Genomic DNA, 26,145 nt, shown 5'->3' on the forward strand with positions numbered 1-26,145 from the left:
AACTCTTAAAGGTCTCAAAATTAGTTTTATTTTGTGATAACCGAAAAAAAATAGGGGGTCAAATATGGTTTTTTTATTAATTTTTATCAACACCCTACTTTTTTGTAGGGTATTTTGATTTTATTTTAATTTTATAAGAGCATTTTTTTAATATCAACAATAAAAACTTACTTTATATTTGTGAAAAATTACTCAATTATGTCGACACTTAGATTTCAAGCATTAAAAGAAACCTTACATCGTAGTTCTGTGGTAGTTACTGAAAAAGAACGCAGATCTGTTTTATTTGGTGAGAATGTATTCAATCAGGCTACCATGCTCCAATATTTAACAAAAGACGCATATAATAGTGTGATGGATGCAATAGATCACGGTGCAAAGATCGATAGACAAATTGCTGATCAAATTGCATCCGCTATGAAGGATTGGTCTTTGTCTAAAGGGGTGACACACTATACGCATTGGTTTCAGCCACTTACTGGTGCAACTGCAGAAAAGCACGACGCATTTTTTGAAACCATAGGTAATGGTCAGGGAATAGAGAAGTTCGAAGGAGGGCAATTGGTACAGCAAGAACCGGATGCTTCTTCTTTTCCACATGGCGGTATTCGTAATACATTTGAAGCAAGAGGATATACGGCGTGGGATCCAACTTCCCCTGCATTTATTTATGGAACAACATTATGTATTCCTACAGTTTTTGTGGCCTATACTGGAGAAGCTTTAGACTATAAAACTCCTTTATTGCGAGCCCTACAGGCGGTTGATACCGCTGCAACAGCGATTGCTAAATATTTTGATAAAAATGTTAAAAAGGTAAATGCATCACTTGGGTGGGAGCAAGAATATTTTTTGATTGACAGGGCGCTTGTTGAATCCAGACCGGATTTAGTGATGACAGGCAGAACACTGTTAGGGCATTCTTCGGCAAAAGGTCAACAACTGGATGATCATTATTTTGGAAGTATTCCTGCCAGAGCTTTAGCTTTCATGAGAGATTTAGAAGTAGAATGTATGTTGTTAGGAATACCTGTAAAAACACGTCATAATGAAGTAGCTCCGAATCAATTTGAGCTTGCGCCTATCTATGAAGAAACAAATCTTGCAGTAGATCATAATTCTCTGCTTATGGATGTCATGGAAAAGGTGGCGTCCAGGCATAATCTGAAAGTATTATTGCACGAAAAGCCATTTGCAGGAGTAAATGGGTCTGGTAAACATAATAATTGGTCATTAAGCACAAATACAGGTGTAAATTTATTGAGTCCGGGAAAAACGCCCATGAGCAGTCTTCAGTTTTTAACCTTTTTTATTAATACGATTAAAGCGATTAATGAACACGAAGAATTAATGAGAGCCGGAATTGCATCTGCTAGCAATGATCATCGTCTTGGTGCTAATGAAGCGCCTCCTGCAATTATGTCTGTATTCATTGGAGAACAACTTACTTCTGTGCTTAAAGAGCTTGAAGGTGTAACCGATGGAAAGTTGTCTCCAAAAGAAAAAACAGACCTTAAACTTAACGTAGTAGGTAAAATTCCTGAAATTCTTTTAGATAATACGGATCGCAACAGAACATCACCTTTTGCATTTACGGGTAACAAATTCGAGTTTAGAGCGGTTGGTTCTAAAGCCAATTGCGCTAATCCAATGACAATATTAAATACAATCGTGGCTAAACAACTTGTAGAATTTAAGAAAGAAGTTGATAAGCTTATAGATAAGAAGAATTTAAAGAAGGATGAGGCAATTTTTAATGTATTAAGAGAATATATTAAAAAGTCCAAGGATATTCTTTTTGAAGGCAATGGTTATGGAGAAGCTTGGGAAAAAGAAGCGAAAAAACGTGGTTTAAGTAATAATAAAACAACACCCGAAGCATTAAAAGCAAAGATTTCTAAAAAAACATTGGATCTTTTTGAAGAAATGGGTGTGATGAATAAGATTGAAGCTGAAGCACGATATGAAATAGAAATTGAAGAATATGTAATGCGCATCCAGATTGAGGGGCGAGTGTTGGGTGATATTGCAAGGAATCATATTATACCTACTGCTATCAAATACCAAAATATGTTGATTAGTAATGTTTCTGGATTAAAAAATCTATATGAAAAAGATTTTAAGAAATATGCGAAGGAGCAAATGGAGATTATAGAAGAAATTTCGGAGCATATTGGTAAAATAAATACAAAAGTAAATGAAATGACTGCAGAACGAAGAAAAGCTAATAAGCTGAATGATTTGGAAAAGAAAGCAGCTGATTATTGTAATAAGGTAAAACCATTATTTGATCAAATCCGATATAGTTGTGATAAATTAGAGCTACTAGTAGATGATGAATTATGGCCTTTGACTAAGTATAGAGAGCTTTTATTCACCAGATAGGTAAGAATTCACTGACTAAGCTTGTTTTTTGTTTTATTTTTAACAAAAAATTAATATCTGTTAAACCCTTGACAAACCCATAGGAAATTGCTTTTTTTATGGGTTTTCCGTAATGCATTTTGTCGAAATCTTACAGAATATTTAAAAATACCCTTAATGTTTTCATAAATTTGCTTCGTTAACAAAAAGCATATTGTTTTTTGCATAATATCTTCCCCAGATTTTTTTGTAAAGAGAGCGTTAGATAAGATGTCTAGCACTCCTTTGTACGCCCCAAAATATTTAAAACTGAATTGAATTATTAATCAAATTTAATATATTTTACGTATGAAAAAAGTAATTTTTAGTCTAGCAACTTTATTAAGCGCGTCAGTGATGGTTGCACAGTCAAACGTTAGTAGCGTTGATCAATCTGGTGATATGAATGGAGCCAATATCACACAGGTAGGTTTAGCAAATACTAATACAACTACACAATTAGGTACAGGAAATAACGCAGTTGCTATTCAAGGTAGCGATGCATTTGCTTCTAGAAACGGAATTGTTACTCAAATGCAAACAGGGGATAAAAATGAAGCCTTTGCTCAGCACGAGGAAGATCGAAATGAAGTGTATCAAGTACAAGTAGGAAATGGGAATTCTGCTTCTTCAACTCAGAACTTGTTAAACTTTGGTGGTGACAACCTTTCTGAACAACTTCAAGAAGGTAACGGTAATACTGCTACTATTTCTCAAGAAGGAGCTGGTTTCTTTGGATTTGGATCTTTAAATTATGCTGGTCAAGGTCAGTTTGGAGATGCTAATACTGCAACTACTTCTCAAGGTGGTGAAGAAAACTTCAGTTTAATCATTCAGGATGGTTCTTTTAACACAGCTTCTATGGCGCAAGTAGGAGATGCTAATTTAGCAGACCAAAGACAAACAGGTGAAGCTAACTTAGGTACTGGTGAGCAATGGGGAACTAATAACCTTTTGATCCAAGTACAAGATGGTGGTGGTAACGTGGCTACTTCTCTTCAAGGTAGTAGTTTCTTTGACTCTAGAGGAGGAGTTGTAGATCAGTTACAAATTGGAGACGAGAATGAAGCGTATGCTCAGCATGAAGAAGATAATAATGTTATCGTACAAACTCAGTTTGGAGACGGTAACGTTGTTTCTGCAACTCAAAACTTAGCATTCTTTGGTGGAGAAAATGTTGCAGATCAGTTTCAGTCTGGTAACGGAAACTTTGCTACTACATCTCAGGAAGGGGACTTCGGTCTTTTTGGAGAAGGTAACTTAACTATTCAAGCGCAAATCGGAGATGAAAATATTGCAGTTTCTTCTCAGAATGGAGCTAGTAATATAAGTGATATCTTCCAGTTAGGTGATTCTAACTTTGCACAGGATACTCAGTTTGGAACTGGAAACACAACTTTTGTAACTCAAATAGGAGAATCTCACAGTAGTGTTATCCTTCAAAGTGGAACAGCAAATGCTGCTGTAGTTACTCAGAGTGGTTCTGGAGGAGAGCTTTAAGAAATAATTTTAATATATTTGAAGGAGTTACGCTAACTGCAAAGTTGGTGTAACTCTTTTACTACTTTTAATACCTTGTACCAATGAAAAAGTATTTCACATTATGTCTTGTTGCATTTAGTCTATTTCTTTGTGGAAATTCTTATGCTCAAAACAGCGAGAATCAGGATGAATCATTGGTTGAAAGTCAAGAACGATTCATTACACTAAATCAATTACAAAATAATACTAGTGTGCAGGTTGCTAGAGAAAATATGACTGCTAACAGTTCAGTATTTATTCAGCAAATAGGTACCGGTAATCAAGTGTTTTCTAATATCACAGCGCAATCATCAGATATTCGTTTAAGTCAGAACGGAGAACAAAATCTGATCGAGATAGATGAAACATCTAAAGAAATAGAAAAGTTTATTACTCAAAATGGTAACAATAACATAGTGACCGATTTCTCTTTTAATCCTAATATGTCAACAAGTTTAGAGCTTATTCAGGAAGGAGATAATCTTTCTTTTGAGAGGTTTGGCAGTAATGAGTTATCTAAGAACCTAAAGTTTAAAATGACCGGAAACAATCGTACAATTATCGTTAGAAGTTTTTAAAGAACTAGATTATTTATTGTATGAATTATAGGCTGATCATATTGTTCTTATCGATATTTCAATATTCAAATGGTCAGTTCACCAATACCGAAGTAATAGCTAAAATTAAAACAGAAAGAATAGATGATATAGTTTCTGTAAGTGCTGAAGCAACAAACGCTACAGAAGTTTATAAAAGTCTAAGATATGTGTTTTCTGTTTTTAGATCAGATACTAAGAACAACATCTCTAAAAACAATCAGGAAGGTAGATTTACCTTAGAAGCTAATGAACAAAAAAGCCTAGCTACCACAACTGTAGGTATTGATGAAAGTGATAAAATTATAATTCTTTTGCTGATTTATGAAGAAGAAACGATTGTTGGTAAAGATAGAATAACCTTTAACGAGGTTACTAAGAAAAAAGAAGAAGAAGAAGAAGAACGCGTTGAGGATGATGGTATTGAACTGAAAGGAATTGTGGTTGAAGAAACCAAAACAAAACCAGGAAAAGATTTTTACGAGTTCTTTTATAATTCATATACCTTGAATAGAATAAATGGTTCTAAAATAGTTGGGGTGTATGAAACACTGAGTTTTGGTAGAAGTACTATCATTCAGGTGAAAATAGAAGATAAAGTCATTCATGAATTCCTTGGTAAACCCGATATAGAATATTTAGAACAGATGTCTAAAATTTCAATACGTAGGGTTTATAAATATTTTAAAGACCTAAAGAAACAAAAGAAAGATATTTTTCAGTATTAATTACTTATTCAAAAACAAATGAAGTCAATCATAATCACTATTATACTTGCTTTGTCAGCATACCAATATGGTTTTGGGCAAGATCTAGTGTATAGGCCAAAAAACCCAGCATTCGGCGGTGATACTTTTAATTATCAATGGTTGTTAAGTTCTGCAGAATCCCAAAATACCTTTACGGATGATAATGATCCGAATGCGGATGACAGGTCAGAACTGGAAAGATTTACAGAAAGTCTTAATAATCAATTGTTAAGTCAGATATCCAGAACTTTATTTAACGAACAATTCGGACAGGAAGGTCTTACAGAAGGTACCTTTAGTTTTGGAACATTGTTTATAGAGATTTTTCCATCTGGAGAAGGATTGGTAATCAATATCTTAGACACCAGTACCGGCGATCAATCTCAAGTAATAATTCCTAATTAATTTTTAATGCGTAACAAATTTTATCAAGTAATTCTAGTAATTTCTTGTACATTGTTGTTGTCTGGATGTGGTACTTATTTTAATCAGCCTATCTCCATAGAACAAGCACGAATAGGTGAGGATACACGATTTACAAAGACACTAAGAGATTTTCCTTTACCAACAGAACCAGTAGTAGTTGGGGTTTATAAGTTTAGAGATCAAACTGGTCAATACAAGCCTACAGAAGCTGGTAGTACTTTTAGTACTGCAGTAACCCAAGGGGCTACAACTATTTTGGTAAAAGCTCTTGAAGATTCTAAATGGTTTGTGCCTATAGAAAGAGAAAATCTAAGTAATCTCTTAAATGAGCGAAATATCATTCGCTCTACTAGAAAAGAATATAGAAAAAATAAAAATTCAAACGAACCGCAGCTACCTCCATTACTATATGCAGGGATCATTCTGGAAGGAGGTATTGTATCCTATGATTCGAATATCATTACCGGTGGATTGGGTGCAAGATATTTTGGAATTGGTGGTTCTACACAATATCGACAAGACAGAATTACGGTTTATTTGAGGGCAGTATCTACATCTAGCGGTAAGATTCTGAAAACCGTATATGTTTCCAAAACGATACTATCACAGGCACTAGATGCAAGTTTCTTTAGATATGTTAAGTTTAGTAGATTGTTAGAAGCCGAAACTGGTTTTACTAAAAATGAACCTGGACAAATAGCGGTTTCCGAAGCGATAGAAAAGGCTGTAGAAGCTCTGATAATAGAAGGTATAGAGGATAAGTTGTGGGGTTCTAAAGCAGCGCCCGAACAAATAAATGAACTTGTTGCTGATTATAATGCAGAGAAAAATGAGGCGCAAAACACGGGAATTTACGAGCGGTATTTCAAAGAAAGACGAGGAAAAAAAGCAGCTTTTGTAAATGGTGGTTTAGCATTGATAAGTGGTGATTATAATAATGCAGATTTATCATATTCCACCAGAGTAGGAGGAAAATGGTTTTTTAATCCATATCTAAATGCGAATGCAAGTCTTAGCAAGTTTCAGTTGAGAAATGAAGGTGCTTTTTCTGAAGGATTTAATGCTATAGATGTAAATGCAGAATTAACACTGTTGCCTTTTGAAAAGCTGACTCCCTTCTTTTTTGGAGGAATGGGAACAGTTAATAGCGATGATTTTAATAGAACTTTTTTTAAGTTTCAGTACGGAGGTGGAATTGAGTATTTAGTCGCTGATCATATAGGAGTTTCATTAAACGCAACACATAATCTTGTTTTAGGGGATAAGCTGGATAATGTTACGCAAGGTAAACGTGATGATCAGTACTTTAATTTTTCTTTAGGTTTAAACTGGTATTTTAAAAATCCGTTGAAGATGGATAAAGAACTCCGCAAACAAAAGCGAAGAGAAGATAGAGAGCTTAGAAAGTTAAAAAAAAGGAATCGTAAAGTAATTGAAAATGGTGATGTTCCTAAAGAATAAAACCCTAATGAAAATGAAAAAATATATCATAAAAACAATAGCAATTTTTACCCTGTTAATGATTTCTTCTTGTAGTGAGGATACTATTGACTTAGAAGGTTTAGGAGCTGTGAAAGGTCGAGTAGTAGCTGTAGGAACTAACGAACCTTTAGAAAACGTAAAAATATCTACGAATCCTTCATCCAGTACCGTATTTACAGATGCAAATGGAGAGTATTTGATTGAGAACATACCTTCGGGAGATTATTCACTTTCTGCTCAGCGAGAAGGATTGTTGGCCCAGTTTGAGGCGATATCAGTAATTGCTGATAGAGAGTTGGAAATTGTTTTTGAAATGGATATAGAAACTGCAGGTAACAGGCCTCCTGATGCCGCTGTTTTGGATTCGCCGGCGGATAATTCGGTAGATCAGCCATTAGAGGTAACATTGGTTTGGACAGGATCTGATCCCGATGATGATACACTTACATATACAGTTACTTTGCGCAATGATGAGAACTCTGATGTAGAGATTTTTGAAAATATTACGGATACGACCTATACGTTGACTAATCTTTCTTATAAAGTGAAATATTTCTGGCAGGTGAGTAGCAGTGATGGGATTAATGATTCTGTAAACAGTAGTATTTTTGCCTTCGAAACTATGAGTCCTCCAAACAATAGAATTGTTTACACAAGATCTGTAAATGGTAATGGTGTTATTTATTCTGCGAATGAACAAGGAGACACTGAAATTCAGCTTACTTCGGATACCAAAAATAGTTTCAGGCCTAGACGTAACGTGGGGACTGGTAAAATAGCTTTTTTACAATCCGTGGGATCGCAAACACATTTGTTTACAATGAATGAGGACGGTTCTCAAATGAACCAGGTTACTACTCAGGTTTCGGTAGCCGGTTTTAACTTGGGTGAAATCGATTTTTCCTGGTCAGACAATGGATCCAAATTGTTATTTCCTAATCAAGATAAGTTGTATAGTATCAATGTGGATGGAAGCGGACTTTCTCTGGTATATCAGACTGCTAATGGGAACCTAATTTCAGAAGTAGATAAAAATGATAACAATAATATTATTGTGCTAAAAACAAATAATCTTGACGGATACGAAGTAGAAATTTTTACGATTAATACGTCAGGAACAGTGCTTGAAACAGTACTGTCGGGTGTTTCTGGAGCAGCAGGAAGTGTAAATCTTTCTGTGGATGGAACTAAACTTTTATATTGTCAGGATGTTTCTGGTTTCGAAAGTAGCGATTATAGGCAATTAGATTCTCATTTGTTTGTATATAACTTTAGTGATAGCTCTAGTTTAGATATCTCTTTAGAAAAGCCTGCTGGGACGAATGATATAGACGCACGCTTTTCTCCTAATGAAGCTGCTGTTGTTTTTGTGAATACTTCTAATGACGGGATATCACAAAAAAATATACAGACTATGCCTATTATAGAGATAGCCGATAGAGCTGATCTGATAGAAGATGCCTTTATGGCAGATTGGGAATAAGATAATTCTGAATTCTGAATTCTAAATTCTGAAATTGAACTATCTTTGTGGTTTACTATCGGTATAATTCAATAATGATGAGTCAAGAAGTTAGCAAACGCTATGCTCAGCGTGGAGTTTCGGCATCAAAAGAAGATGTTCACAGCGCTATCAAGAATATAGATAAAGGTCTTTTTCCAAAAGCATTTTGTAAAATAGTTCCGGATCATCTTACGGGTGATGAGGATTATTGTTTAATAATGCACGCTGATGGAGCCGGTACCAAATCTTCTCTGGCTTATATGTATTGGAAAGAAACAGGAGATGTTTCTGTATGGAAAGGGATAGCCCAGGATGCACTAATAATGAACATCGATGATTTGTTATGTGTTGGTGCAACCGATAATATTATGTTGTCTTCTACCATAGGGAGGAATAAAAACCTGATTTCTGGGGAAGTGATTTCTGCTATTATCAATGGTACAGAAGAGTTATTAGAAGAATTAAAAAGTTTTGGAGTTACCATTCATTCTACGGGTGGTGAAACCGCAGATGTTGGGGATTTGGTAAGAACCATTATTGTAGATTCTACGGTAACTGCACGTATGAAACGTAGCGATGTTATTGATAATGCCAATATAAAAGCTGGAGATGTTATTGTAGGTTTGGCTTCTTTTGGTCAGGCTTCTTACGAAAAAGAGTATAACGGTGGTATGGGAAGTAACGGTCTTACTTCTGCACGTCACGATGTATTTCATAAAATACTAGCAGAAAAATATCCGGAAAGTTTTGATGCTGCGGTACCTTCTGATCTGGTATATTCCGGAAAAACAAATCTTACCGATAAGGTTAAGAATTCTCCCATTGATGCCGGAAAATTGGTGTTATCGCCAACAAGAACGTATGCACCGATTATAAAAAAAATATTATCTAAGTTTGATAGTGAGACTATCCACGGAATGGTGCATTGCAGTGGTGGAGCACAAACGAAGATTTTGCACTTTGTGGATAATCTGCATATTATTAAGGATAATTTATTTGAGGTACCTCCTTTATTTCAATTGATTCAGGAAAACTCCGGTACAGATTGGAAAGAGATGTATCAGGTTTTTAATATGGGACATCGTATGGAATTGTATGTCTCTCCAGAGATTGCAGAGGAGATTATTTCTATTTCAAAAAGTTTTGACGTGGATGCTAGAATTGTTGGCCATGTCGAAAATGCTGACGAAAAGAAACTTACTATCAATAGTGAATTTGGAACCTATACGTATAACTAAGATGCGGGCTAATTAGTATAGAAAGGTTATTTTAAATTCATTTTTTCACTATATTTTTCTCTAAGCAAATCAAGTTTGGGATGTATGTATCGTTTACAAAAGGGTTTTTCGGGATTTGTTTTATAGTAATCTAAAAGTTCTTTTCTGGATGATTTGAATTTGTTAAATTCCAAAACTTTTGTAATTAATTTATTTTCAAAATTTTTATTTAAATCCTTTAGGTGGTTTTCACTGGCAGATTTCTGATGAATGTCAAAATAGTAGATAGCACTTCGGTATTTTTCTCTAAAACTATGTTCTGAAGTACTTTTGTGAGTATATAAATGAATCTCAATAAGATCTTTTAAATCTATTTTTTCAGGAGTATAAGTGACAATGACTGCTTCCGAAAAAGTATTGTTTTTCTCAATACTTGAGATATAACCTTGCTCTACGTTGATTACTCCTTTTAGAGATTGAAACACTGCCTCAGTACACCAATGGCATCCTCCGCCCAGACCTATTCGTATAGTACTCATAATGTATAAATGTCGTAAATTATAATGAATCCTTATGGATTATTTCGAAAACCTGAAAAATCTCTTTTAGAAGTTTTTCAGATTTTCGATACTTTGATAATTAATCTGTAATAAAGATGTTATTATGATCCTAGTTCGTCATTGAACTGAACAGTTTTCGTTTCGGTGTTTTCTTCTTTAGTTTCTACAAGTTCTATGGTGTTGTCATCATTAAATTTTCCTTCTTTTTTCTGAAAAAAAATGGGTACAGGAATCATTGCAACCATAACTATAAACATGAGTAAGACAATACGTCTTATAATTTTTTTAAATCTTTTCATTTTGGAAATAGTATAAAACTGCTATAGATCGAAATAGCAGTATTAGAATTTGTTTTTTAGAATTGGCTAGAAAGCCTGAAATAAAAATGTTATCCTAAATGAAATGGATCTTCTTCGGTAGTGTAGGTATTACTTCTTAAAAGGAATGTCTTATGTGTAATAATCTTTAAAGAGAAGGGTTTTTCTAACTCTCTATTCTTAATTAAAGAAATGCTGCTATGGTGTTTTGATAGTAGCTTAAGATTTATAGAATGATCAAAACGTTGTTTTGGATATTTTGCTTCTGCGAATGATAAGGTTTTGGTCTTGCTTCTAGCCTCAGAAACAACTAGTTCAATACTTTCCTGGTAAGAAACTGGTTGGGTGTAGTTCGTATAACCACCAATACCTAAGAAAAGTAGGAGTGTGATGAACCAACTTGCAATCAGTTTGTTATTATATGTCTTAGTATTGTTTGGCATTTTCAGGTATAAAAATACAACTTTTTAAAATATGTAATTCTGTTATAGAATATTAAAAGTGAATATGACCTTTTCACAAAAAAGCGTACTTTTGTGAATTCCACGCAGAGGATAGATAGAACTATGATTGATAAATTAAATATTGTAAAGCAACGATTTGATGAGGTGAATGATTTAATCATTCAACCAGATATTATTGCTGATCAAAAGAGGTATATAAAACTCAATAAAGAGTATAAAGATCTTAAGGCATTGATGGACGAAAGGGATCGTTATATTGAGCTCACAGATAATAAAAAAGAGGCAGAAGAAATCATTGCTGATGGTAGTGATCCAGAAATGGTAGAAATGGCTAAGATGCAATTAGATGAAGCTAAAGAAGAGTTGCCTGCATTAGAAGAGAAGATACGATATATGTTGGTGCCTAAAGATCCGGAAGATGCTAAAAACTGTGTGGTTGAGATTCGTGCCGGAACAGGTGGAGATGAAGCCAGTATTTTTGCAGGAGATTTATTTAGGATGTATACTAAATATTGCGAAGGTAAAGGATGGAGTACAAGTGTTGTGGACCTTAGTGAAGGTACCAGTGGTGGTTATAAAGAAATTATTTTCGAAGTTAATGGCGAAGATGCATACGGAACCATGAAATTCGAAGCAGGAGTGCATCGTGTACAACGCGTTCCGCAAACAGAAACGCAAGGTCGAGTGCATACCAGTGCGGCAACTGTAATGGTATTACCTGAAGCTGAAGAATTTGATGTAGAGCTTGATATGACAGAAGTGCGAATAGAAAGAACTACGTCTACAGGTCCTGGAGGGCAGTCAGTAAATACAACCTATTCTGCAATTAAGTTGCATCACGAACCTACGGGTATGATTGTGAGTTGCCAGGATCAGAAATCATCTCATAAAAACCTGGAAAAAGCATTAAAAGTACTACGCTCTCGTTTATATGATATAGAACTAGCTAAAAAACAGGCAGCTGATTCTGAAAAGCGTAAAAGTATGGTTTCTTCTGGAGATCGATCTGCAAAGATTAGAACCTATAACTATCCACAAGGCCGTGTAACTGATCACCGTATTGGGCTTACTTTGTATGATTTAAGTAATATTATTAATGGAGATATTCAAAAAATCATTGATGAACTTCAGTTAGCAGAAAATACAGAAAAGTTAAAAGAATCTAATGAGGTTTTTTAGATAGATATAATATATCTAGCGAAAAAAGAGGATACATTCTAGAATGTATCCTCTTTTTTTAACTCTAACAGAGTTTGTTATTTTAATGTATAGGATTTAGGATCTTCTTCAACCTTTTTAGCTCTCACTACAAAATAGAGTCCCACCAAAATAAATGGTATACTTAGCCATTGACCTGTGGACAAGGCATCACCCAAAGCATCTTCAAAACCACCCTGACTCTTTTTAACGTTTTCAACAATAAAGCGAACAATAAATATGAGCATCATATACATTCCGAATAAGAATCCTCTATTATTTCTTTTGTCAGTTTTCCAGTATAGTAGCCAAAGTATTAATGATACAAATATATACCCAAATGCTTCGTAGAGTTGAGCGGGGTGGCGATATGGTATTGCTTCTAATAGATTAGAGAATTGAGGGTTGTTTACTACTGCAGAATAAGCTTCATTAACGTTCTTAATTCCGGTTTCTCTAATTACTTCGCCTTTGCTTAAACCATCTCTGATAAACTTTACTCCAAAAGCTGAATCGCCAGAAGGTTCACCAATAATCTCTGAGTTAAAAAAGTTTCCTAATCTTACAAAAATCCCTCCAACAGCCGCAGGAATGGTAACTCTGTCCATAATCCATAAAGGATGCTTCTTCAGTACATTTTTAGAATAATAGTACATAGCAATAATAAATGCTATGGCAGCTCCGTGGCTTGCTAAGCCTCTGAAACCAATAAACTCAAACTCAGGATTGAACTTAAAAGGTAATATGATTTCCAGTAAATTATTTCTGTAATAATCCCAGTCATAAAAGAAGACATGCCCTAATCTGGCACCTAATAGTGTGCCGATTACTGCATATATAAATACAGAATCCAGTTTCTCCATAGAGATTTTTTCTCGGATATAAATTTTTTTCATCAAGTACCATCCTAAGGAGAATGCTACTACAAACATTAAGCTGTAAAAACGAATAACAAAAAAACCTAGATCGAATCCTTCAATGGGATTCCAAACTATTTTAGAGAATATCATATGGAAATTTATTTTTCAAGGGTAAATATAGGTATTTAATTGAACTCGAAATTATAATTAGAATAATAATGAGGTAAAGCGGTAGTTGAATGAGTTAACCTTCTTTTTTTTTGTCAGGTTCTGGAACTGGGTCATATCCGCTACCACCCCAGGGATGACAACTAAAAATGCGCTTTATAGCAAGTCTTCCTCCTTTAAACAATCCGTGTTTTTGTAGTGCTTCTACAGTGTAATGAGAACAAGTTGGCTGGTAGCGACACGTAGCTGGGGTTAACGGTGAAATTAAGTTTTGGTACAATTTCACTAATCCCACAAACGGCGCAATCAAAATCTTTTTTAATGTTAATTTTGAAGCCAAAGTATAGTATCAATTAAGAGTAAAGCTCGTGCCTTCGCGCCCATCTTTGAGCTGAATACCCATAGCTTGCAGCTCATCTCTGATTTTATCACTGGTAGCAAAATCTTTATTAGCTCTTGCTTCAGCTCTTAGCTGAATTAGTAGTTCAACAGTTCCAGAAAGCTTATCACTAATGTCCGAAGAAGCTTCATTAATGTTTACCAATCCTAAAACATCAAAAACAAATGCGTTCATTGTTTCTTGAAGCAGCTTATAATCAACTTCTGATATCGTGGCTTTATCTTCTTTAACAGAATTAATAAACTTAACGGCTTCAAATAATTTTGCGATTAAAATTGGACTGTTGAAGTCATCATCCATCGCTTCATAACATTCGTTAACCCAATTCTGGATGTCAAAACCTTCTGTGGTTTTGCTTGTTTTTAAATGCGCTAATGTTTCAATGGATTCCATCAGTCTATAAAAGCCTTTTTCTGAAGCTTCTAATGCATCATTCGAAAAATCTAAAATACTTCGGTAGTGCGCTTGAAGCATAAAGAATCTTGCAACGGTAGGAGCAAAAGCTTTATTTAATTTATCACTTTCACCATTGAATATTTCAGCTGGAGACAATATGTTTCCAGTGGATTTTGACATTTTTTTACCATCCAGTGTAAGCATATTTGCATGCATCCAATAATTTACCGGTGTAACACCACAAGCTGCTTCTCCTTGCGCAATCTCACATTCATGATGAGGAAATTTAAGATCCATTCCTCCTCCGTGAATGTCAAATTGTTCACCAAGATATTTTGTACTCATTACAGTACACTCCAAATGCCAACCGGGGAAACCATCACTCCAAGGAGATGGCCAGCGCATAATATGCTCTGGTTCTGCTTTTTTCCATAATGCGAAATCCTGTGGATTCTTTTTGTCACTTTGTGCAGTTAATTCTCTGGTGTTAGCAATCATATCTTCAAGATTACGACCGCTTAATTTTCCGTAGGTATTGGTTTCATTAAATTTCTTTACATCAAAATATACAGAGCCATTTGCTACATAAGCAAAACCATTATCAATAATAGTTTTGATAATTTCGATCTGTTCTACGATATGACCGGTAGCAGTAGGTTCTATACTTGGAGGAATATTGTTGAACTTAGCTAAGATATTATGGAAGTCTAAGGTGTAACGCTGTACAATTTCCATAGGTTCTAGTTGCTCCAATCTTGCTTTTTTAGAAACCTTGTCTTCACCTTCGTCCGAATCATTTTCTAAATGCCCGGCATCTGTTATATTTCGTACATAACGTACTTTATATCCTAAATGCTTTAGGTATCTATACACTAGATCAAAGGAAATAAACGTTCGGCAATTTCCTAAATGTACATTACTATATACTGTAGGTCCGCAAACATACATTCCAATATTACCTTCGGTAATTGGAGTGAATACTTCTTTCTGACCTGAAATGGAATTATAAATCTTTAGTTCCTGAGTTTTGTACAACGGAGCTACTGCCATGATTTTAATAAATGCTTGTGATTATTGGTAAAGATAAAATTAAAAAGTAGTATCTAGTTTGATATAGTCCAAAAATTCTCTGCGTACAGCTTCATCTTTAAATTTACCACCAAATTCGCTGGTTACCGTACTACTCTCTATATCTCTGATTCCTCGGGAATTTACGCATAAATGCTTTGCATCTATGACACAAGCAACATCTTTGGTGTTTAAAACTAGCTGAAGATCCTGAACAATTTGCATCGTTAAACGCTCCTGAACCTGAGGTCTTTTTGCATAATAATCAACGATACGATTCATTTTGGATAACCCAACAACTGTCCCATTAGAAATGTACGCTACATGAGCACGACCCACTATAGGTAAAAGATGATGCTCGCAAGTAGAATACACTGTGATGTTTTTTTCAACTAACATTTCACCATACTTGTAGTGATTGTCAAAGGTAGAAGCATCTGGTTTTCTTTGAGGATGTAATCCTGAGAAAATTTCATTCACAAACATTTTTGCAACTCTTTGTGGCGTTCCTTTAAGACTATCATCGTTAAGATCTAGTCCCAAAGTTTCCATAATATGTTTGACATCATCTTTGATCAAAGCAATCTTTTCTTTGTCACTTAGTTTAAATGCATCTTCTCTCAGAGGAGTGGTTGCGCTAGTAGCTACATGATTATCACCTAGCGCTTCAATAGCTTCAAGGGCCTTGTCTATCTTCACAAGTTCAAAATTTTATTATTATAAAATGTAAAAGAATTATAAAAACACACTTACGAAATATTTGTTTTAAAAAATCTTTTAATGATGCGTTTTCCTTATTAAAATTGAAATGATGCCTACTAAAATAATATCACTTCAATTCATTCTTTCTTTAAATTTTCCAAAATATACCGGTTAAAAATTATTAATAAATTCAGGGGTTATGCTGAATTTCTATAATATCAACCGTAAAATGGTTTGCAAAGATACGATTTTGTCTTTTTACTTAGTAAAAGCTATGTTAACAATTATAAATAATATGATTAGTATTGAAGTACTATATTTTAAAATTTGTAAATTTAATTCCTACATAAGAAAATGAACGAACCTACGTTATAATATACATGACAAAATTACTACCTCAAATCTTATTATTGTTTGTGCTATTTTGTTTTAATAGCACTTTTATAAACGCACAGGATTTTGATACGGCCTGTCAAAATTCTCAGCCCTTTTGTTCGGATGCTTCATTGGAGTTAACTTTTCCTAATACTATTGGTGATATTGATGGGTTGGGAGAAGTGGGATGTTTGAACACAACGCCTAATCCTTCTTGGTATTTTTTACTTATTGATGAATCAGGAGAGTTGGTTTTTGATATTAGACAATGGGTGGATGCAGATGGGGATAATCGCCTGGATCGCAATGAGCGACAATTGGATGTCGATTTTATTGCGTGGGGGCCATTTCAAACTTCTTTTATTTTAGATTGTGAAGATCAGCTAGCTCGTGGTTGTGATGTCGAACCAGATGATAATGTGCGACCAGCAGAATGTGTGAATAATGTAGATGACCCCGATTTTTATACTACTAATCTTCCTTTAGGTCAAGATAATACCAATATCGTAGATTGTAGTTATGCAAGAACATCTGATGATAATTTTATCGAAACCTTTACCATACCAAATGCACAAACTGGTGAGTTTTACATTGTATTGATAACCAATTTTGCGGATGAAGCCGGTGTGATACAACTAGAGCAAACAAATCTGGGAGAAGATGGTGCAGGAACTACAGATTGTAGTGTATTGGAACCAGGGATTCCTCAGGATAGGATCGCTGTATGTGGAGCTGGAGAATTTCCAGTTATTGTAGAAGGAAGGTTTCCTCGCGTGGAAGGTCCACCTGAAATTCCTGCTGCGGTGGCATTTGAATGGTTTGTATTAAATACTACAACAGGAAATTTTGATTCCACTGGTGTGCAAACACCGTTTTATTCTGTACCGACAAGTGGAACATATCAATTGAGAGGATATAGTGATTTTGTTGGGGGTAATGAGGTGGGTAGAGATGAAGTAGTAGTCCTTGATATTTCTTCTTCTGTTGTAAGTGTGGACTATAGTATAACTGAAGAATCTTTCTCGGGGTTTTATACGCTAACTGCTCAAGTTACATCAACTCCGGAGGCAGAGGCAGGAGGATTCACTGATTTCGAATATCGCTTAGATCGAGATATAGATATGAATGGTAATTTTGTGGAGTATAGAGCTTATCAATCTTCACCAGTTTTTGAGGGTGTTCCTCCCGGTGATTATAGAATTATCGCCAGATATGCTAATTGTCCAGATAGTGAGATAACATCAGTGGATATCATGATTCTTGGGTATCCTAAATATTTTACGCCTAATGGTGATGGATTTCACGAAACGTGGAACTTAATTAATCCAGAGGATCAACCTACCCCAGCTTTAGTCTATATTTTTGATAGACATGGTAAATTACTAAAACAGCTTAATCCAGCTGGAGCCGGATGGGATGGAACTTATAATGGAAACCTAATGCCATCTTCTCAATATTGGTTTAGGGTAGAGTTTAATGAGCAAGCTGATCGAGATCCGAATAGAGGCAGAAGAGTCTTTGCTGGTAGTTTTTCTCTGATTCGTTAATTTCTTAAAACCCTATTGTTTTTTTGGTTTCTATAATTCAAAGATTCCTTCCTTAGTTTTATGTGTTAGTAGGTGATAATTTTCATTTTTAAATTATTTCAATTTAATAACAAACTTTCTTAGGGTTTCTTGCTATATATTTGTTTTATATAGGAAAGCATTTCGAGTTGAAGAAATAAAACGGTTCCATCTTTGAATTAAAAATTAGTAATGATTAAGAATATACCTGGGTTAATATTGTTTTTATGTTTTTTTATGTGTACAAATTTCAGTCTAGCTCAGGGTTCTGTCTGTGCTGATAATGTAGGTGATGATGGTGCAGATCCATTTTGTAGTTTTACTGGAATAGTTTTTCCTAATTGTAATAATACTAATGCTAGTTGTGTAAGTAGCTCTGAAGTTGGACCAAACTATGGGTGTTTAGCAACGCAACCTTTTCCCGCATGGTATTATTTGCAGATAGAAGATACCGGAGCTTTGACTTTTCGTATTTCTCAATCGGCTAATGAAGATGGAACGGGTAACCAATTGGATGTAGATTTTATATGTTATGGGCCTTTTCCTGATCCGGTTTCTCCATGTACGGCGCAATTGACAGCAGCTAATATTGTGGATTGTAGTTATTCGGCAGATGCGGTGGAGACCATGAGTATTCCTGCTGCAACGGCAGGTGAGTTTTACTTAGTTTTGATCACTAATTTTTCTGAACAACCAGGTTTTATTAGTTTTCAACAAAATGGTGGTGCAGGTTCTACCGACTGTTCTATATTAGAAGCAGCGCTAGGGCCTAATCAGGATATCTGTGGCTCAGATCCTGTAATCTTGGATGGAACATCAGACGGAGCTGTGCGTTATGAATGGTCAGTTTTTAATGAAACAACCGAGGTGTTTGATGTTATCTCAGGAGAAACAAGTCCAACATACACCGTAACGGTTACAGGGCGTTATCAGTTATTGATAGAGGATGAAGATGGTAATACCGAGGTAGACGAGGTAGTAATTACTTTTTATACTCCGCCAATTATAGCAAATTCTCCAGTGGATTTAATGGCGTGTGATGATGATGGTAATAGTCTGGAAACATTTGATATTACTCAAAACTCACCACTTATTCTAGGAATTCAAGATTCTGCAGAGTTTACAATTACCTATCACGTTACTGAGGAAGATGCTCAGAATTATACGGGTGCTATGGGTGATAATGTTATTGAAATCCCAGAGACCTTTGTTAATACCACAACAGATCAAACCATATGGGCTAGGATTGGCGGAGCCAATCAAATATGTTTCGAGATAGCAACTTTTGTGTTAAGGGTATATCAAAATCCTACGGCAAATGAACCTGCGGATATAGAATTATGCGATAATGATCTTGATGGTAATGATGCCAACGGCATCGTAGAATTTGATCTTTCTAATGTGATTATAGAAGTCTTAGGTACACAGAATCCTACCGATTTTGTTGTTTCTTTATACGAGTCACAAGCCGAGGCAGATGCGGGAGTTCTAGGAACAGAGTTGCCAGTTAATTATTCAAATACGAGCAATCCTCAAACTATATATGTGAGGATAGAGAATGCATTAGAACAAAGTTGTTATGAAATTACCGATTTTCAGCTAATAGTTAATCCACTTCCTGTAGTATCATCAGTGGTCTCATTGTTGCAATGTGATGACGATACAGATGGAATTTCTTTATTTAATTTATCAGAAGCAAATACACTGATTTCTACAAATTCTGTAAATGAGGTTTTTACATATTATCTTACAGAGTCTGCAGCTATAAGTGCAGATCCGGGAAATCAAATCGTAGATTTTACTACGTATCCTAATCCAATTCCTATTAATAGTACAGTTTATTCCAGAATAGAAACAAATGAGGGCTGTTTTAGAACTTCGCAGATTGATTTAGTAGTGTCTGCAACTCAGATTCCAGTAAATTTTGGACTTACATATAACGCTTGTGATAATACAGATATTGATGGCGACGATACTAATGGGATTACAACTTTTGATTTTAGTGATGCAACAAATCAGGTCATAGCTTTGTATCCTCCTGGACAAAATTTAGTAGTTACATTTTATGAAAATTTAGCAGATGCACTGGCTGAACAGAATGCAATTACTGATCCTTCAAATTATAGAAATGATACTTCTCCATTTGTTCAAAATCTATATATAAGAGTTGATGATGGTACGGATAATGAATGTTTAGGTTTAGGTGAACATATACAACTAGTGGTGGATCAATTGCCTTTAAATAATCCGGTGAGTGATTTTGTTTTATGTAGCGATGATCCTAATCAAGCCACTTTTGATTTGACAGAGAAAGATGCCGAGGTTACCGGTGCTCAAACAGAGGCATTATTAATCAGTTACCATAGAACAGCGCAGGAGGCGATTAGTAATACAGGAGCTATAGTAGGGCCGTTTGTAAATGAAGTTAATCCACAAACCATATGGGTTCGTGCTCAGTTTGATGATAATAATGATGGTGTAGGGGATGCTGACGAATGCTTCAGGGCTACTATTTCTTTTGAGTTAAAGGTGCTTCAAAATCCCGAATTAACAAGTCCGGATCCGATTACATTATGTAACGACCAGATAAATACTGTGTATGACTTAACTCTACGAGAAGGTCAGATTATTGGTAATAGCACAAATATTACTTTGACTTACTATGAATCTCAGAATGACCTGGATATAGATAATCCTATTCTTGATCCTACATCCTATACTAGTACAATCCTGATTAGAGATATAATTGCAGTTGGTAGGGATAACAACAATGGGTGTTTTTCAAACGTTACACTTCAGCTAGAGACCATATTGTATGATGATTTTAATCTGACTCCAAATCCATTGGAAACCTGTGAGTTGAATGAACAGGGTGTTGGAATATTTGATATTACTGCTGTTTTGCAAGATATTCTTAATTTGAACGACACAGATATATCAAATGATTTAAATATTTCTGATTATGATGTTTCTTATTATGAGATAGTACAGGATGCTGAACTAGGTAATGCCAATACCATAACATCTCCTTCTTCTTACCAGAATTTACAGGCGTTTAGTCAAACTGTTTATGTTCGTTTGGATCCTCTAGAAAACGGTAATGATTGTTTTAGAGTGATAGCTGTTCAATTAGAAGTAAATGAATTGCCTGATTTTATATTAGAAGAGGAGTACGTGCTTTGCCTAGAAAATGATGGAACGATCATTAATTTAACACCAACAGATGTTATCGATACAGGTTTAGATGATGCTGTGTATATGTTTCAATGGTATGTTGGTGCTACTACCACAGCTGGGAATGAAATTCCCGGGGAGATAAGTTCGACCTATAATCCAGTTGCTTCTGGTCAATATTCTGTTTTAGTTACTAATATTCAGACTACTTGTGTTTCATCATCATCAACAACGGTGGTAGAATCATATCCTCCACAACCGGAAGATTTTATGGTAGAGTTGCTTTCAGGAGCTTTTTCTGACAATGCTACCGTTCAGGTGATAGTTAGTTCAAATGCAATAGGAGAGTACGAATATAGATTTGATAATGGTGATTGGCAGACTTCTTCGATATTTACAAGAGTTTCTAGAGGAGAACATGTAATATATGTTAGAGATGTAAATATGTGCTCAGAAATTGAATTACCTGTTGAGTTTATTGTTGATTATCCGAAATATTTTACACCTAATGGGGATGGTTTTCACGAGACTTGGAGAATTACAGGAAATGATAATGTGCAAATTAATGGAATTATGATTTTTAATCGATCCGGAAAATTGCTTAAAGATCTAGGAGCGTTAGGGGAGTGGGATGGAACGTATAACGGAAATTTACTACCATCTAGTGAATACTGGTTTAAGGTTAGATACACTGAGAATGGAGTTTTCAAAGAATTTAATGCTAGTTTTTCATTGATAAGGTAGGTCAAATAAAAAAGGAGTTGGTAAAAATCCAACTCCTTTTTTATTGAGAATGCGATTGTAATAATTATAAATTTAAACTTAACGTAAACGTAAGATTATCTCTGTAGCTATTTATAGTGGCAAAATTTGTAAAAGCAGAATTAGAATAAAATTGCTGATTGCGTTCTTGTTCAGAATAATCATAGGCAACATCAAATTTTACCTTTCCAAAATTATACCCAATTCCAAGGGATAGTCCTTCTCTGTCACCAAGAGTTATTTCATTTTTATAAGGACTTTCTTCATATACATAACCACCTCTAAAACTCCAATTACCATTTCTTAGTTCTCCTCCTATTCTTAGTGTCGAAGCTCCTTGCAATGTGTTTTCTATTTCTCTATTTAAATCTGAGAAATCATCAAACCTATCAGAATCAAATTCAGTGGATCCATAATCCTTATAAGAATAATCTAAGCTAATTAAACCTCGTTTACCGAATAATACCGCTACACTACCTGTAGCTCTTGCAGGAGTGCGTAACTGATATTCAGGGAAAATATTAATTACATTTGGATCTAGATTTACTCTTCCGTTTACTCCATCAGTTAACAATCTTTGTGTTGTTTCTTCTTCCATATAATACCACGTAGGAGATTCTAAAGATGCACCGAGTCTCAACATATTGGATACTTTTAAAATCCCACCTATTTGAGCAGAAAAACCAGCTCCTATTGTGGATAACCTATTGGTAAATGCAATTTCATTAACTGCACTTCCTGTATTGTTGTTAAATTCATCAAATCTTGTAACTCTATCATAATTAATAAAGTGAGAATTCAAGTTGACTCCGATATAAAAGTTATCGTGTATTTGAGCACCTCCGTTAATGGTAAACTTTCCATTTAACCCAGTGCTTTCGTAATAATAATCTTGTAGAACAGGATTGTTAATATCGCTTACTACACCAGAAAAATAAGAAGTATTGTTAGGGTCATTAAGATCGTTTGCTTCAATTATAAATGACTCATGTCCCAGAAATGCTTGTTGAGCACTATACCCTTCCGTTTCGCCTAAAAAACTGTAAACACCATCGATATTTTCTCCAGGTCTAACAGTTATAAGGTCTAATGGTATCCCTTGTGCTTCTCCCAAAAAGTATTCAGCTATAGAATTACTGCTGCTGCCAAATACAAAAAGCTCATCCGCAAAATCTGTAGTCTGATCGTACGCGATACTTAAGGATAACTTATTCAAGACTGAAGATTCATTTCTGTTATTATACACAAAAACAGCTCCAATTTGATTGAAATTAAAGTTGGAAGAAGAAGCTGTGCTAAAACCATTTAAATAACTGGCATCATTCTGAATATTTGAGGTAGATAAAGTGATGGAGCCTGCAGAGCCCAGAAAAACTGCAGATCCTGCTGGGTTAATCTGTAGAGCAGACATATCTCCTCCCAAGGCACCAAAGGCACCGCTCATTCCTCTAAACCTAGCGGTTCCTAGAATATCTTGCTGAGAATATCTTACAGCATCGGTAATGTCTTGTGCGTTCAAAAAAGACATAGATAAAACACCTATGAATAAAAATATCTTTTTCATATGTTAATGATTATGTTCCTTTAATTGATAAAAGTTTATCTTCTTCCTCCGCGACTTCTTCCACCACGGCTTCCTCCAGAGCGAGATCCGCTACTTCGGCTGGATCTACTACTACCTCTATATGAGCCAGAGCTTCTGCTACTGCCACTTCTGGAACCGGAATAACTTCTAGTGCCTGAGTTGTTTCTGGAACTTCCTCGGTATGTCCTTGTGCTACTTCTATTAGGTGAGCTAGATCGAGATCTGGAATACGTATTATTAGAAGATCTTGTTCCGTTAGAATATGTAGAAGTTCTTGTTCTTCTGTTGTTATCGGCAGAAATTCTTCTTCGGTTGTTGTATGTGCTTCGGTTATTATATGCACGACTTCTGGATCTATTATTGGTGTAAGCTCTTGATCGGGAGTTGTAATTACTTGCATATGCATTTCTAAAACCTCTATTTCTAAAACCTCTGTTGTAGGCAATTCGGTTTCTTCCATAAAATCCAAATCCATTATTGTAGTAAGGCGGGCACCAAAATCCACCACCATACCAATATGGATTACCCCATCCAAATCCGGCATTCCAGCCCCATCCGGCATTCCAGCCCCATCCAAATCCGGGACCCCATCCGGCATTCCATCCCCAGGTATTCCATCCCCAATTGTTCCAACCCCAGCCAATTCCAGGACCCCAGGCGTTCCATCCCCAGTTGTTCCATCCTGTATTGATAATATTCACAGATACTTCATCATAATCGCTACCCCATGCCGGTTGTCCGGCTTCATAGTTTAGAGCAACATCCGTAGTATCGGATGGATTGTAATTTTCACTAGAATATGAATCTATATCCGTAAAAATGGCATCTTGCTCTATTACATTATCAATCTGAGCAGATTTTTCTGAGAAATAATTAGAATAATAATTAGATGATGTCTCAGTTTCTGTTGTGGTCGGTTGAGGTTCATAATTACCTTGGCTTCTTGCTTCACCATAAATACCATCATCATAAGATGCATACTCATACGAACCACAAGATGTCAACATAAGTACAGAGGCTGCAAGAATCATCCCGACAGCTCCGTTTTTTTGAAAATAATTTTTAAGTCGCATATCTCCTTATTTTATTGTTGAACAATACAAATTTAGTTAGTTTTGCGCTAACTATTTTTTATTTAACAAAGTCACAACATTTGTGCCAAATAGCAGGTTATGAGCAAAAATCTAACGAAACGTAGTGAAGATTATTCTAAATGGTATAACGAACTGGTCGTAAAGGCTGATTTAGCTGAAAATTCAGCGGTAAGAGGGTGTATGGTAATTAAGCCCTATGGGTATGCGATTTGGGAGAAAATGCAAGCAGAATTAGATCGAAAGTTTAAAGAAACAGGACATCAAAATGCATATTTTCCTCTATTTGTTCCAAAAAGTCTATTTGAAGCAGAAGAAAAAAACGCTGAAGGATTTGCAAAAGAATGTGCAGTGGTGACTCATTATAGATTAAAAACAGACCCAGAAGATGCTTCAAAGTTAATTGTTGATCCAAAAGCCAAATTAGAAGAGGAGCTTATTGTTCGTCCAACTTCTGAAGCTATTATCTGGAATACGTATAAAGGTTGGGTTCAGTCGTATAGAGATTTGCCTATTTTAATTAATCAATGGGCAAATGTAGTTCGTTGGGAGATGAGAACACGTTTATTTCTTAGAACAGCTGAGTTTTTATGGCAGGAAGGTCATACAGCACACGAAACCCGACAAGAGGCAATTGCAGAAACAGAGCAAATGAATAATGTGTATGCAGATTTTGCGGAGAATTTCATGGCTATTCCTGTTATCAAAGGAAGAAAAACCGAAAGTGAACGTTTTGCGGGAGCTGAAGACACCTATTGTATTGAGGCTTTGATGCAGGATGGTAAAGCCTTACAAGCGGGAACATCGCATTTCTTAGGACAAAATTTTGCAAAAGCATTTGATGTAAAATTCACTTCTAAAGAGGGGAAACTCGATTATGTATGGGCGACTTCTTGGGGTGTTTCTACCAGATTGATGGGAGCACTAATTATGACGCATAGTGATGATAATGGATTGGTATTACCTCCTAATTTAGCCCCAATACAAGTTGTTATTGTTCCGATATACAAGGGAGAGGAACAATTGAACCAAATTTCAGAAGTAGCAGATGAATTGGTAAATGAGTTAAGAGGTAAAGGTATTTCTGTAAAGTTTGATAATAGAGATACGCATAGGCCTGGAGCAAAGTTTGCTCAGTATGAATTGCAAGGAGTTCCCTTAAGAATAGCGATTGGTCCTAAAGATTTAGAAAAAGGTACTGTAGAACTAGCACGTCGTGATACATTGTCTAAACAATTCGTAAATAAAGATGAGGTTGTTGATACGATAGGGTCTTTACTGGAGGAGATTCAAAAAAGTCTTCACGAAAAAGCTACTCAGTTTAGAGATGATCATATTACAGAGGTTTCTTCGTTTGATGAATTTAAAGAGGTTCTAGAGAGTAAAGGTGGATTTATATCAGCTCACTGGGATGGTACTGTAGAAACTGAGCAGAAGATAAAGGAACTAACTAAAGCAACGATACGATGTATTCCTTTTGATGCAAAAGAGGAAAATGGTAGCTGTGTGTATAGTGGAAAACCTTCTAAAGAAAGAGTGTTATTTGCTAAAGCATATTAATTT

The 26,145-nt window shown here is 35.3% G+C and carries 21 protein-coding genes; 12 read left to right on the forward strand and 9 right to left on the reverse strand.

The genetic code is table 11. From position 1 onward, the window contains the following. Window positions 1-198 precede the first annotated feature (198 nt). The 8 genes from ACFSR1_RS20965 (at window position 199) to ACFSR1_RS21000 (ending at window position 9,919) form a co-directional block, all read left to right on the forward strand. Complete coding sequence (locus ACFSR1_RS20965) at window positions 199-2,385, forward strand: glutamine synthetase III family protein (protein WP_378294990.1); 2,187 nt, start codon at window positions 199-201, stop codon at window positions 2,383-2,385. Between the two features lie 327 nt (window positions 2,386-2,712). Continuing rightward, entirely contained in the window at window positions 2,713-3,903 is a 1,191-nt protein-coding gene (locus ACFSR1_RS20970) for a hypothetical protein (RefSeq protein WP_378294991.1), read from the forward strand. A gap of 83 nt (window positions 3,904-3,986) precedes the next feature. After that, on the forward strand, window positions 3,987-4,502 hold the full coding sequence (locus ACFSR1_RS20975) for a hypothetical protein (RefSeq protein WP_378294992.1): 516 nt from the start codon (window positions 3,987-3,989) through the stop codon (window positions 4,500-4,502). 20 nt (window positions 4,503-4,522) lie between these two features. Beyond that, window positions 4,523-5,248 (forward strand): CsgE family curli-type amyloid fiber assembly protein, encoded by a 726-nt coding sequence (locus ACFSR1_RS20980; protein WP_378294993.1) that lies wholly within the window; start codon window positions 4,523-4,525, stop codon window positions 5,246-5,248. Between the two features lie 18 nt (window positions 5,249-5,266). Next, window positions 5,267-5,674 carry a curli production assembly/transport component CsgF gene (locus tag ACFSR1_RS20985; RefSeq protein WP_378294994.1) on the forward strand — a complete coding sequence of 136 codons (408 nt, stop codon included), beginning with the start codon at window positions 5,267-5,269 and terminating at the stop codon, window positions 5,672-5,674. A gap of 6 nt (window positions 5,675-5,680) precedes the next feature. After that, window positions 5,681-7,156 carry a CsgG/HfaB family protein gene (locus ACFSR1_RS20990; protein ID WP_378294995.1) on the forward strand — a complete coding sequence of 492 codons (1,476 nt, stop codon included), beginning with the start codon at window positions 5,681-5,683 and terminating at the stop codon, window positions 7,154-7,156. A gap of 13 nt (window positions 7,157-7,169) precedes the next feature. Next, window positions 7,170-8,660 (forward strand): carboxypeptidase regulatory-like domain-containing protein, encoded by a 1,491-nt coding sequence (locus tag ACFSR1_RS20995; protein WP_378294996.1) that lies wholly within the window; start codon window positions 7,170-7,172, stop codon window positions 8,658-8,660. Between the two features lie 77 nt (window positions 8,661-8,737). Then, a complete protein-coding gene (locus ACFSR1_RS21000; protein WP_378294997.1) occupies window positions 8,738-9,919 on the forward strand; it encodes an AIR synthase related protein in 1,182 nt (393 codons plus the stop codon). 26 nt (window positions 9,920-9,945) lie between these two features. On the opposite strand, the gene ACFSR1_RS21005 is transcribed toward ACFSR1_RS21000, so the two are convergent. The 3 genes from ACFSR1_RS21005 to ACFSR1_RS21015 form a co-directional block, all read right to left on the reverse strand. After that, complete coding sequence (locus tag ACFSR1_RS21005) at window positions 9,946-10,437, reverse strand: peptide-methionine (S)-S-oxide reductase (protein ID WP_378294998.1); 492 nt, start codon at window positions 10,435-10,437, stop codon at window positions 9,946-9,948. 122 nt (window positions 10,438-10,559) lie between these two features. Further along, window positions 10,560-10,757 (reverse strand): hypothetical protein, encoded by a 198-nt coding sequence (locus tag ACFSR1_RS21010; protein WP_378294999.1) that lies wholly within the window; start codon window positions 10,755-10,757, stop codon window positions 10,560-10,562. Between the two features lie 89 nt (window positions 10,758-10,846). Further along, window positions 10,847-11,218, reverse strand: a complete 372-nt coding sequence (locus tag ACFSR1_RS21015; RefSeq protein ID WP_378295000.1) for a hypothetical protein — start codon at window positions 11,216-11,218, stop codon at window positions 10,847-10,849. Between the two features lie 123 nt (window positions 11,219-11,341). Here ACFSR1_RS21015 and prfA point away from each other — a divergent pair, with 123 nt between their 5' ends. Beyond that, window positions 11,342-12,418, forward strand: coding sequence for a peptide chain release factor 1 (gene prfA / locus ACFSR1_RS21020; protein WP_378295424.1), 1,077 nt, complete (start codon window positions 11,342-11,344; stop codon window positions 12,416-12,418). Between the two features lie 77 nt (window positions 12,419-12,495). Here prfA and lgt read toward each other — a convergent pair whose 3' ends face one another. The 4 genes from lgt to folE all read right to left on the reverse strand — a co-directional run bounded on the left by lgt (window position 12,496) and on the right by folE (window position 16,027). After that, entirely contained in the window at window positions 12,496-13,446 is a 951-nt protein-coding gene (gene lgt, locus ACFSR1_RS21025; RefSeq protein ID WP_378295001.1) for a prolipoprotein diacylglyceryl transferase, read from the reverse strand. Window positions 13,447-13,540: 94 nt separating this feature from the next. Further along, a complete protein-coding gene (gene yidD / locus ACFSR1_RS21030; RefSeq protein WP_378295002.1) occupies window positions 13,541-13,804 on the reverse strand; it encodes a membrane protein insertion efficiency factor YidD in 264 nt (87 codons plus the stop codon). 9 nt (window positions 13,805-13,813) lie between these two features. Further along, on the reverse strand, window positions 13,814-15,310 hold the full coding sequence (cysS, locus tag ACFSR1_RS21035; protein ID WP_378295003.1) for a cysteine--tRNA ligase: 1,497 nt from the start codon (window positions 15,308-15,310) through the stop codon (window positions 13,814-13,816). Window positions 15,311-15,349: 39 nt separating this feature from the next. Continuing rightward, window positions 15,350-16,027 carry a GTP cyclohydrolase I FolE gene (folE, locus tag ACFSR1_RS21040; RefSeq protein ID WP_378295004.1) on the reverse strand — a complete coding sequence of 226 codons (678 nt, stop codon included), beginning with the start codon at window positions 16,025-16,027 and terminating at the stop codon, window positions 15,350-15,352. Window positions 16,028-16,410: 383 nt separating this feature from the next. On the opposite strand from folE, the gene ACFSR1_RS21045 reads away from it, so the two are divergent. After that, on the forward strand, window positions 16,411-17,952 hold the full coding sequence (locus tag ACFSR1_RS21045; RefSeq protein ID WP_378295005.1) for a T9SS type B sorting domain-containing protein: 1,542 nt from the start codon (window positions 16,411-16,413) through the stop codon (window positions 17,950-17,952). Between the two features lie 210 nt (window positions 17,953-18,162). After that, on the forward strand, window positions 18,163-21,888 hold the full coding sequence (locus ACFSR1_RS21050) for a T9SS type B sorting domain-containing protein (RefSeq protein WP_378295006.1): 3,726 nt from the start codon (window positions 18,163-18,165) through the stop codon (window positions 21,886-21,888). Window positions 21,889-21,952: 64 nt separating this feature from the next. Here ACFSR1_RS21050 and ACFSR1_RS21055 read toward each other — a convergent pair whose 3' ends face one another. Further along, window positions 21,953-23,470: an OmpP1/FadL family transporter gene (locus ACFSR1_RS21055; RefSeq protein ID WP_378295007.1), complete on the reverse strand. Its 1,518-nt coding sequence runs from the start codon at window positions 23,468-23,470 to the stop codon at window positions 21,953-21,955. A gap of 35 nt (window positions 23,471-23,505) precedes the next feature. After that, a complete protein-coding gene (locus tag ACFSR1_RS21060; RefSeq protein WP_378295008.1) occupies window positions 23,506-24,564 on the reverse strand; it encodes a hypothetical protein in 1,059 nt (352 codons plus the stop codon). A 99-nt stretch (window positions 24,565-24,663) separates the two neighbouring features. Between ACFSR1_RS21060 and proS the strand changes: the two genes are divergently transcribed. Further along, window positions 24,664-26,142, forward strand: coding sequence for a proline--tRNA ligase (proS, locus tag ACFSR1_RS21065; RefSeq protein WP_378295009.1), 1,479 nt, complete (start codon window positions 24,664-24,666; stop codon window positions 26,140-26,142). The last annotated feature ends 3 nt before the right edge of the window (window positions 26,143-26,145 follow it).

The sequence above is a fragment of the Aquimarina rubra genome (genome assembly GCF_042684305.1).
GTDB classification, from domain to species: domain Bacteria; phylum Bacteroidota; class Bacteroidia; order Flavobacteriales; family Flavobacteriaceae; genus Aquimarina; species Aquimarina rubra.

What these genes read in the sequence shown, in the direction of transcription:
- ACFSR1_RS20965 (WP_378294990.1), top strand. Translation starts at nt 199, where the DNA reads ATGTCGACACTTAGATTTCAAGCATTAAAAGAAACCTTACATCGTAGT.
- ACFSR1_RS20970 (WP_378294991.1), top strand. Translation starts at nt 2,713, where the DNA reads ATGAAAAAAGTAATTTTTAGTCTAGCAACTTTATTAAGCGCGTCAGTG.
- ACFSR1_RS20975 (WP_378294992.1), top strand. Translation starts at nt 3,987, where the DNA reads ATGAAAAAGTATTTCACATTATGTCTTGTTGCATTTAGTCTATTTCTT.
- ACFSR1_RS20980 (WP_378294993.1), top strand. Translation starts at nt 4,523, where the DNA reads ATGAATTATAGGCTGATCATATTGTTCTTATCGATATTTCAATATTCA.
- ACFSR1_RS20985 (WP_378294994.1), top strand. Translation starts at nt 5,267, where the DNA reads ATGAAGTCAATCATAATCACTATTATACTTGCTTTGTCAGCATACCAA.
- ACFSR1_RS20990 (WP_378294995.1), top strand. Translation starts at nt 5,681, where the DNA reads ATGCGTAACAAATTTTATCAAGTAATTCTAGTAATTTCTTGTACATTG.
- ACFSR1_RS20995 (WP_378294996.1), top strand. Translation starts at nt 7,170, where the DNA reads ATGAAAAAATATATCATAAAAACAATAGCAATTTTTACCCTGTTAATG.
- ACFSR1_RS21000 (WP_378294997.1), top strand. Translation starts at nt 8,738, where the DNA reads ATGAGTCAAGAAGTTAGCAAACGCTATGCTCAGCGTGGAGTTTCGGCA.
- ACFSR1_RS21005 (WP_378294998.1), bottom strand. Translation starts at nt 10,437, where the DNA reads ATGAGTACTATACGAATAGGTCTGGGCGGAGGATGCCATTGGTGTACT.
- ACFSR1_RS21010 (WP_378294999.1), bottom strand. Translation starts at nt 10,757, where the DNA reads ATGAAAAGATTTAAAAAAATTATAAGACGTATTGTCTTACTCATGTTT.
- ACFSR1_RS21015 (WP_378295000.1), bottom strand. Translation starts at nt 11,218, where the DNA reads ATGCCAAACAATACTAAGACATATAATAACAAACTGATTGCAAGTTGG.
- prfA (WP_378295424.1), top strand. Translation starts at nt 11,342, where the DNA reads ATGATTGATAAATTAAATATTGTAAAGCAACGATTTGATGAGGTGAAT.
- lgt (WP_378295001.1), bottom strand. Translation starts at nt 13,446, where the DNA reads ATGATATTCTCTAAAATAGTTTGGAATCCCATTGAAGGATTCGATCTA.
- cysS (WP_378295003.1), bottom strand. Translation starts at nt 15,310, where the DNA reads ATGGCAGTAGCTCCGTTGTACAAAACTCAGGAACTAAAGATTTATAAT.
- ACFSR1_RS21045 (WP_378295005.1), top strand. Translation starts at nt 16,411, where the DNA reads ATGACAAAATTACTACCTCAAATCTTATTATTGTTTGTGCTATTTTGT.
- ACFSR1_RS21050 (WP_378295006.1), top strand. Translation starts at nt 18,163, where the DNA reads ATGATTAAGAATATACCTGGGTTAATATTGTTTTTATGTTTTTTTATG.
- ACFSR1_RS21055 (WP_378295007.1), bottom strand. Translation starts at nt 23,470, where the DNA reads ATGAAAAAGATATTTTTATTCATAGGTGTTTTATCTATGTCTTTTTTG.
- ACFSR1_RS21060 (WP_378295008.1), bottom strand. Translation starts at nt 24,564, where the DNA reads ATGCGACTTAAAAATTATTTTCAAAAAAACGGAGCTGTCGGGATGATT.
- proS (WP_378295009.1), top strand. Translation starts at nt 24,664, where the DNA reads ATGAGCAAAAATCTAACGAAACGTAGTGAAGATTATTCTAAATGGTAT.